Genomic DNA, 9286 nt, shown 5'->3' with positions numbered 1-9286 from the left:
TCCATCAATTTGAGCTCCATTAATACGCCAGTCCCATACCGCCACCCCGGGTTTCACCCACGAGAAATCGCCCTTGGCAGGAGGATTCAGAAGTTCAATCAAATGAGAATCAACCAAAGTACCCGGAGTCTTTCCACAGAGAATAATCCGCCAAGCCGAATGATAGCCGGCTTCCAGTTTCCCCGGATTGGAAACAACCGAAAAAGTGGTACTGCCTTTATGGGATTGCAAAACCAACGGATCGCCAGTTTCCAAATCAGCTTCATGGATAGCCAGATACAAATCTTTGCCGGCTTTAACAGTCATCACAGGAAGTCGTTTCCCATCACATTCCGATAGTTTTTCGGGACCAATATTCGCATTTTCTCCATTGTAAAACCAGGCGGTGTAGTCACCCGCGAAATGGTATTCGGTTATTTCTGATGTTGCAGGCAAATTGTTTTTCTCTTCAGCCGGAATACAGTAACGAAAGGCTACCCCGTCATTGTAAATTCGAGATTCAATGCGCAAATGATGGAGACCTGAAGACTCAGGACCCGCCAGATTCAGGATTAAGTCATTGTATTCATCCGGAACAACAGAACGCTTTCCCCATACCGGATTCCAAACCGAATGCACTGAATGTTTTTCTGAATTTTCGATCACCCAACCTGACGAAGGAACCGAAACCGTTTTCCCGGCAGCATATCCCAATGGCGAATCAGCAATAACCTTATGTTTCCAAGCCTTAAATGAATAAGTTAAAGAACCATCTTTGGCCAGTTGAAAAGTTAGCAAAAGATTTCCATTAGGCGATTTTACCGATTTAATCTTCTGTGCTATACCACTTTGAGAGTAATTCAAAATAAGCAGGAGGAAAAAAGAATAAAAATAATTTTTCATTTTCTATGCTGATTTATTGGTTTTCAGATGATTGATGAAGGTATTTTTTGTCCAACTGACTTCATTTATCTCTTTTCACTAGGGCCGTTTCAATGGGATCTGCACATTGTATGAGTGCCCTAAATTTTCATTCACTGCACAAAGTAAAGCAACCGGCATTCCATTTTCGAAATAGAGTTGTGGACGTTCCAACGCTTCTAACTTTTGGGTAGTGCCATCTTCCCATTTGATATTCAGGGAAGAAACCAGCGGATGTTTGGCCAGTTTCCAATCCAGACCATCCAATGAATAAAAAAGCACTAAACTTCTGCCAGCATTGGTAAAAGCGCCTTTCATATCTTTCACGATGGCATAATAGCAATTATCCTGACACCAGACAAAAGGGTCTTCAGCCGGAAAATCTACATTTTCAGCTGTAAATATAGGCTTATTTTGCTTGATAAATGGCCCTTCGGGACGATCGGCTATTGCAGTCAGATGAACCACCGGTCCTCCAAATGGTTGTGGTCTTTTTTTTGCAACTGCTTTGTAAACCATTAGAAAACGGCCATCAGGCATTTGGGTCACCGAAGGATTGGTTACCAGCTGGGCATCGTATGCCGTTGAATCAGGCGAAACATCCAGTAAAGGCCGATCGAATCGCTGCCATGGACCATTTGGATCATCGGCAATAGCAACACCAATGCGTTGATGATTGCGGTGTGTCCAGTTCAATTGCGGGCTGGTTACTTTTCCATCGCCATAATTACCCATATAATACAGATAATATTTCCCGTTGTAAAAATGAATGGTTGGATTGTGGGTCACCATTCCATCCCAATAGTTAGCTCCACGAACCGGTAAGGTAACGTCCCTAAATTGAAAAGGTCCGAAGGGCGAATCGGAAACCGCATGGGCAATTTCAGAATTTGTTACCCAGGCTGCCATGCCCAGCTTTCTGGACCAACGGGAATAAAACAGGTGAAATTTCTGGTCGATGTGTGATTTGACCAGCGTTCCGCACCAGATGTACGAGGTGTCGTTAATGAATTTAGCTGTGTAGGGAACAGGCTGAATCATCGATTGAATATCGAATTCTCCCGCGGGAATCGTGTTTTTTTTCTGCTCGCAGGAACTATAGGCAAACAAAATCAAAACGGCAGCAAACAATACAAGTTTTTTCATGTGTTTATTATTTGTTTTCTAATTACCACATGAAACTCGCCATCATAATCATTTCTCTGTGAGAGAAGTAATTCTCATGGTTTGTTTCATCTATTTTAAATTTAAAATTTAATCTTTTAAATAACCATACTTCCGAAGAAAACTATCCGATAATTCGAGCATCTTATAATAGTTTTCAGTCAACTCTTTTGCATAATAAAATATGGGATGACCGGCACCTTCAAACAGGTGAAGTTCGCAATCTAAACCAGAATTTTCCATTCTCCTTTTAAATTCCTCAGCCGTTTTTACCGGAATCAGTTGGTCTTTAGTTCCAAGGATAAAAAGTGTCGGCGGAGCCGCGGAGTCAATGTTGTGTAAAGGCGAAATTTCCCGAAACCGTTTTTTCATCTCTTTCGGGCCATACCCATCCGGACTATTATCAATGACCGGATAAAAAAGCAGCAAGAGATTCGGTTTTGAGCTTACCATTGTTTTCCCATTGAGGTTTTCTTTGATTATTCCTGTTGCAGCAGCCAGTTGGCCGCCGGCCGAGGCTCCCGCGGCAGCAATCCGGTTGGGATCAATATGATATTTTCCCGCATTCTGACGCAACCAGCGAATAGCCTCTTTTGCATCTTCAAAGCTTTCAAACGGAGTTGTTTTGTGCAGGTACGAAATCCGGTATTCGGCAGCAACAGCCACCATTCCTTTTGCGGCATAATGAGAACATTCCCGGTAAAATTGCAAGGGGGTTCCGTTAGACCAGCCACCTCCGAAAAAATAGATGATCGCCGGACGAAGTTCTGCTTTCTTTCTATTTTTTGGTTCAAAAATATGAAGATTCAGGTTACTTGATTCCAATTGTTTATAGCTGACAATCTGAGGTCTGAACGCCTGATCTGCCGGCCCCAGAATCTTTGACAAGGTTTCAAACCAAGCTTCTGCCATTTTTTCAGCTCCGGAGGAATTGAGGTGTACTTTATCGCTGATCGTAAACTTTGCCCAATCGAAACCCTTGACCTGATCGACCAGAAAAACATTGCTAATTTTCAGTCGCTTTATCATTTTGGCAATGTTTTTATTCAACTCGGGGATGTAGGAATATTTAGGCAGTTTTCCACTGGTAATAACCTTTGCGACTAAAATTTTAGCATCAGGGTTTATCTTCAAAATCTTACGAATAATTGACTCCTGAGCTTTGATAATTCCCGCAATGGGGTTTTCAGTATCAAAGGGGTTGTGCCCGGCATGAAGCAGAACGATGTCTGCCGGGTATTTCCGATAAATGCTGTCGATGTGTGCATCCAAATATTCTGCATTTTTTCCATTGAACCCCGAGTGGTTCAATGTTCCAATCTGGCATTTGCTCAAATTCGGACCAACGAAATCAAAATGGTATCCGGCAGTGAAAAGTTTCTGCCAGAGTGGGAAAAGGTAACCTTGAAACCTTTCGTCTCCTTCGGTAATGGAATCGTCTAAACCCATTATTGAAAAGCGTTTCTGCGATTCTTTCAGGCTATTCTGTTCTTGCGCAAAAAGCGCCGGTGTGAATAGAATCAACAGGATGATGGCTAAAATCAATCCAAAAACATATATCTTGAGCATTTCAATTCTGATTTTCATATTCTAATTAATTAACAAAAAGCCTGATCATCTGAAGATATGGTAATAATTTCATCTTTTGTGACCGCTCTGTTATACACCATTTCATCTTTGAGATTACATCTAAAACTGATTATTTCGCCAGGTTTTTGCGCTGCCCGGAACAGATCATCCTTTTCAGGGATAAAAACATCGGCAATAACAAGAAAAAATATGCCCACGTCGCCAAGCCATACAGCGGTTGATCTATCTTTTATATCCTGCAAAATTCCTTTTTCAATTTTCAGAAGCTTTCCATTGATATACACTTCGGCAATTCCTTGATTGAAAACACAGGTGATCTGAGATTCTTTTCCTAGTTTATAAACTTTTGAAACGACCAGGTTCTGGTGATTTTCATTGCTTCCAATCCTGAAAATCATACCTCCATCTTTGATAAGTTGGATTATTGGAACCTCAATTTCAGACCACGATGTTTTTTTTCGATGTTGAGCGAAACCTCTTGTCCGCAAAAACCAAATGCCCGCATCCTGGCAATCTTTTGTTCCCCTGAACTGCGCATTATAAAAGAAAGCTGGCATTTGCCATTCCTGAGGCATTCCAATTTTTGGCTGGCAACTAGGCAATTCATTGGCATTAGCTTCATCATTTAGAGTCATATAATCCCACGCAGTAGCATTTTTAGGAATAACTAATGGAGTAATAAAACCCACAGAAGATTTATAACTAACACTTACATTGTCTGTTTTTCCGCGATTTGTTGTAATTAGAATTACAAAATTCGCTGCACGAGAACCATAAATAAACGATGAAGCAGTATCTTTTAGAATTGACATACTTTCAATATCGTTCGGGTCAACAGCATCAATAGAGGAAGATACTCCATCAACCAACACCAGCGGGTTGTTGTCATTAATTGTTCCAATACCACGAATACGTATTGTAATTCCTTCTTTACCAGGTTTACCGTAAGCTGAACTTATCATAACACCGGCAGCAATACCCTGTAAATCCCGAGAAGTCTGAATGGTGCTTCTCTTTGCCAGAGTTTCACCCTTCACTGATTCGATCAAACCTGACAGGTTAACTTTTTCCTGAACACCATAACCTATAACCATAAATTCATCCAAGATAATGGTCGATGATTTTAGTTGAATCTTAACATTGTTAGTTTCTATAATATCTACTTCCCGACTTTCAAAACCAATAAAGAAAACCAAATTACCGACTTTCCAGTTGGAACAGTAATTTTAAAGTTCCGTCAAAATCAGTGATATCAACAACAGAGGCAACTTTTACAATCACGCTAACACCGGACAGCGGTTCCGAATTTTCGTCAGTCACCCTAACGGTTACGCTCTTTTGCAGTGCAAACATCAACGTAAAAAAAAGCAATAAAATGAATAGCGAAAAGACTTTTTCATTGTTTTTTAATTTAATTTCAGAACAATTAATCAATATATATTTCAAAAATTGATGCAGGTACATTTTTATTCGGATGTACGAATTCGAACTTTAAGAGTTTAACTTTCAAGGCATTTTCAGGAGTCCATCTGTTTATAGTCTGATGATTATCGGTATTTTCAAAAATCACCTGACCATCTTCATTTAATATCCTGTATTTTTGAATGCAGAAAGGGATTACGTCTTCCGGATGACCCATCTGCGAAGATTCCATAGGGTGATCAAAATCGGTATCGAAAAAGAGTGTAACCGAATTAATTTTTTTAGGCTCATTCCATTTTAGAGTAATCATGGGGGTTGAATCATTCCAATCGGCAGCCCAAGCGTTGGTTCGAATATAGGGACGAGTAAACCCGTTAACAATATTTGGGAGATTATAACAATCTAAGGCAGGAGAGATCTTCATTGCCAAATTTTGTCCTTTCGGCCGGCGATCGGGACACCAAAATTCAAACGAATCAAACCCGCTGTTTTCAGGTGGTGTTTGTTTGCCATAGTTGTTTACTGCAGGATTTGTTTTATTGAAAACCGACACAATTCCTGAAATACGTTTTTCGCTGCAACGAATTTTAACCTCCGGATTACTCCTAAAAATCAGGAAAGCATATTGATCGTTCTTTAATGTTTCAGTAAAGGAAATGGTAATCTTCTGAACGCCTCGTTGAAGACTGATGCTTTGTTTTTCAAGTAATGCATCAGGTGTATAATTGAAAATTTTTAAACTGGCCTGCAATTCAGCTTCCAAAATAGTTGCACAATCAGCATCAACTTCTATTTCAAAGCTGTATTGAACATCTTTTTTTAGTGGCAAAAGCTGCCCGGCAGCAGTTTTTAAGTCGAACCATTGGCCATCAAACGGAAGTTGATCGATTAAAAGTTCGCTGGATGCACAAATTGTTGCCGAAGCTGCAAGATTTTTGCTTTTGTCGATCGGTAAACCCGGAATACTTTGTCCGGCAACATTCAGTTTATCCTGGAGAATTTTGATTTTTATGGGATCGCTAAAGTCGGCAGGTGCCAGATTCATCGTTTGGCACAGCGCGGCAGCCATTCCAACCACCTGTCCCCCATGTCCCGATGTTGCCATCACCCGCGTAGAACCAAAAGCCACGTGCGAGGTGCTGATCAGGCGACCGGCGATGAACAGATTTTGAATGTTTTTACTGATAAAACAGCGGTATGGAATCTCATAAATTCCTTTTGAATGGTATTGATTACAGCCTGGAAGTTCAGAAAATACGCCATCGGCCGGATGTAAATCTATGGCCCAACCACCGAACGAAACAGCATCGTAAAAATGAGTCTGTTCGATAATGTCTTGTTGCTTCAGCATGTATGGACCTTCAAACCGGCGGCTTTCGCGTTTGCCAGGAATCGTACCTACCCATTCAAGCGAAAGGTTTTCAGCTTCAGGAAAATTACCGGAGTTTTTAATGTAATCCCAAACTCCGTAGATTACGCTCCAGAGTTCCCATTTGATTCCTTCTGTATCGAGAATGGTGTCACCCCTGCCTCCAAATTCGAACCACCAGAAATTGCATCCCATCTGGCCGATTTTAATATTTCTGAAGCGAGGTATTTTAGTTATATCTATTAGTGCAAACGAAGGAGCTATGTATTTAACCGGCTTTCCAGTGTCTTTACTGTAGAAATACATGGTATGACCCAAAAGCTCTCCATACTCTTTGGTGGGAGTAAAAGCTTCGCCAAATTCGCCTTTGCACTCAGCTCCCATGCGAAAGGATGCCCCTGCTTTATATCCAACAATTCCATCGCCAGAAGCATCACAAAAAAGCGGGGCATTGATAGTATATTCAGTCGAATTCTGGCTGCAAAATGCTTTTACTGAAGAAATGGTTACATCGTCTTTTTTTTGCAGATCGAAAACTATGGTATTGAGCAGTAAAGTAATACCAGGCTCGTTGACCACCTTTTCAAGCAGGATAGTATCAAATATCACTGAGTTTCCCTCCTTGTTGCGGTAAAGATTTTCAACCAAAATCTCGTCAATAACCCCACCTTCACGGCTCCACCGATTATTATTGCCTAAATGCGACGTTGCTCCCAAAATCCAAAGCCGAACTTCGCTCGATCCGTTTCCGCCAAGTACAGGCCTGTCTTGAACCAGAATGACTTTGATTCCGTTGCGTGCAGCTGTAATAGCGGCGCAGCACCCAGCCAAACCTCCTCCAACTACAGCAAGGTCAGCATAAAGCATAATCTGAGCGTTTCTCCTAATAACAGGAGATAAATCTTCTCGTATCATAATAGTAAATTGTTTTATTTGAGAGTCTTATATAATATTCGAAATCCAATCATGAGCAAGAGTAAGGCCATTCCTAAAACATATATTTTTCCGCAGGGAGATAATAATCCAAGTCCTGCAATTATTAAACCCGTTGCAAGAATGCCTATAGAAATCATTCGTTTCCCAAACTGATTTTCCCCTTTTGAGTCCACTTCAGAGTTAGATGATTCAGCATTTGATGAAACTTTGGTTGCTAAGTATCGCTGGTAATTTTCAAATTCAGTTTCCTGAGAGTTTTTAAACCTTAACCAAATTTCGAACAACATAATGATTGAAATCGGGACGAGAACTCCCAATAACATTTCGGACGCACGAGATAATGACTTACCGGAAAAATATGGAATTACAAACTTATAGGCCAATGCAATAAAAAGCGACAGAATGGTAGTTGCCAAAACTGTATAGCTGTTTTGCTTTTTCGAAAATAAGGTCCAAATCAAGGGGAAATACATTGCTCCTCCGGTTATGGAAGCCACACTCAAAATGACATTGGTTGCCCCCCCCATCAAAGGGACCAACATTCCCATAAAAATAACCACAATCCCCATAGACAAAGTGGCAATACGTGCAACACGCATCAATAGTTTCCCGGATGATTGCGGGTATATATTTTTGAATAAATCATTGGTGATTACTCCTGCTGAGATATTCAGGAAACTCTGTACCGAACTGTTTGTAGCAAATACCAGACTAATAGTAATTAGTCCCAGCATTCCTGAAGGCAAAGCTGCTTTGGCCATCTGCATATATGCTTGTTCGTTTTCAATTCCTACCAAACCGGGATTGACAGCACGATAAATCATTGGTGGCAACATCCAGATGACAGGACTAATGATATAAAACAGTCCAAACAAAACACCAACCATTTTCGATTCTTTTGGCGAAGCCACACTGGTATAACGCTGAATGAAACTCCATTGCCCACCAAGGTAAAAAATATTATAGAACAAGAAACCCAACAGGAAACTGATAGTATATTTCTGGTCGCTAAACTTAAAAAAATCGGGAAGATTTTGAGAATGTATGATATTTACAAACGATGAAACTCCACCAACCTTATCGAACGATAATGGAAGCAAAATCAATCCAGCGGAGAGTAGGATAATAAATTGTAGTACGTCGGTCACAACCACAGCCCAAAGGCCACCAAAAGTTGTATATAAAATGACAATTGCCCCAAGCAATCCTACCCACCAATACAAGGATATTCCAGTAGTAATTTGTAAGATCAGAGCCACTGCATAAAGACAAACACCTTTCAAGAAAACCATTATAAAGAGGTATATATAAGAATAAGTCTTTTGCGTTCTGATTCCCAGCCGATTGCAAATGTATTCAGCAGCTGTTAATGATCTTGTTTTGTGCCACTTAGGAGCAATTACGTAACCAACCACTAATCCGGCAACCGACATGGCCCATTGTATAGAAATTGCCACCCAGCCCGAAGAATAGGCTATCGACCCCCATACCACAAATGTACTGGCCGATACAAAGCCCATAAACAGTGACAAACTGTTAATCCACCAGGGAACAGCTCCTCCGGCTGCAAAAAAAGAAACCATATCGCTTCCCGCTTTCCGCGAAAAAGATAATCCAATGAAAACAATTAGGAGCGAAAAAAAAACAATAACTATATAGTCTATTCCAGTCATTTAGATAATTATCAAGTTAAGTTTTAGAATTTGATGATATAATTTTAATAATGTAAGTTAAAGATTTATAAAATCACACATAGATTAATTTCAGAAACGTTTTCGGAAACGTTTTTATTCCTCGGAAACATTTCCGATTACAGGAATAGAAACGTTTAAAATTAGCCCCATAAGTTCTATAACAAAGTTTGACAAAAACAAATGGAACAAACAAAGAGAGATACAATGCCAT

General features: G+C 40.3%; 6 protein-coding genes. All 6 read right to left on the bottom strand.

The window, feature by feature from the left end; all coding sequences use genetic code 11:
• Positions 1-882, bottom strand: an 882-nt coding sequence (locus tag Q8907_08385) for a glycoside hydrolase family 97 N-terminal domain-containing protein (protein MDP4274279.1), incomplete at its 3' end; no start/stop codon positions are given.
• Positions 883-960: 78 nt separating this feature from the next.
• Positions 961-2046: a glycoside hydrolase family protein gene (locus Q8907_08380; GenBank protein MDP4274278.1), complete on the bottom strand. Its 1086-nt coding sequence runs from the start codon at positions 2044-2046 to the stop codon at positions 961-963.
• A 108-nt stretch (positions 2047-2154) separates the two neighbouring features.
• Positions 2155-3651: an alpha/beta hydrolase fold domain-containing protein gene (locus Q8907_08375; protein ID MDP4274277.1), complete on the bottom strand. Its 1497-nt coding sequence runs from the start codon at positions 3649-3651 to the stop codon at positions 2155-2157.
• Positions 3652-3662: 11 nt separating this feature from the next.
• Complete coding sequence (locus tag Q8907_08370; protein MDP4274276.1) at positions 3663-4850, bottom strand: TonB-dependent receptor plug domain-containing protein; 1188 nt, start codon at positions 4848-4850, stop codon at positions 3663-3665.
• Positions 4851-5080: 230 nt separating this feature from the next.
• Positions 5081-7360, bottom strand: a complete 2280-nt coding sequence (locus tag Q8907_08365) for an FAD-dependent oxidoreductase (GenBank protein MDP4274275.1) — start codon at positions 7358-7360, stop codon at positions 5081-5083.
• A gap of 14 nt (positions 7361-7374) precedes the next feature.
• On the bottom strand, positions 7375-9054 hold the full coding sequence (locus Q8907_08360) for a sodium transporter (protein ID MDP4274274.1): 1680 nt from the start codon (positions 9052-9054) through the stop codon (positions 7375-7377).
• Between the last annotated feature and the right edge of the window lie 232 nt (positions 9055-9286).

This window comes from Bacteroidota bacterium (assembly GCA_030706565.1).
In the GTDB taxonomy this organism is placed as follows: domain Bacteria; phylum Bacteroidota; class Bacteroidia; order Bacteroidales; family JAUZOH01; genus JAUZOH01.
This window is presented reverse-complemented; position numbering and strand designations above follow the sequence as displayed.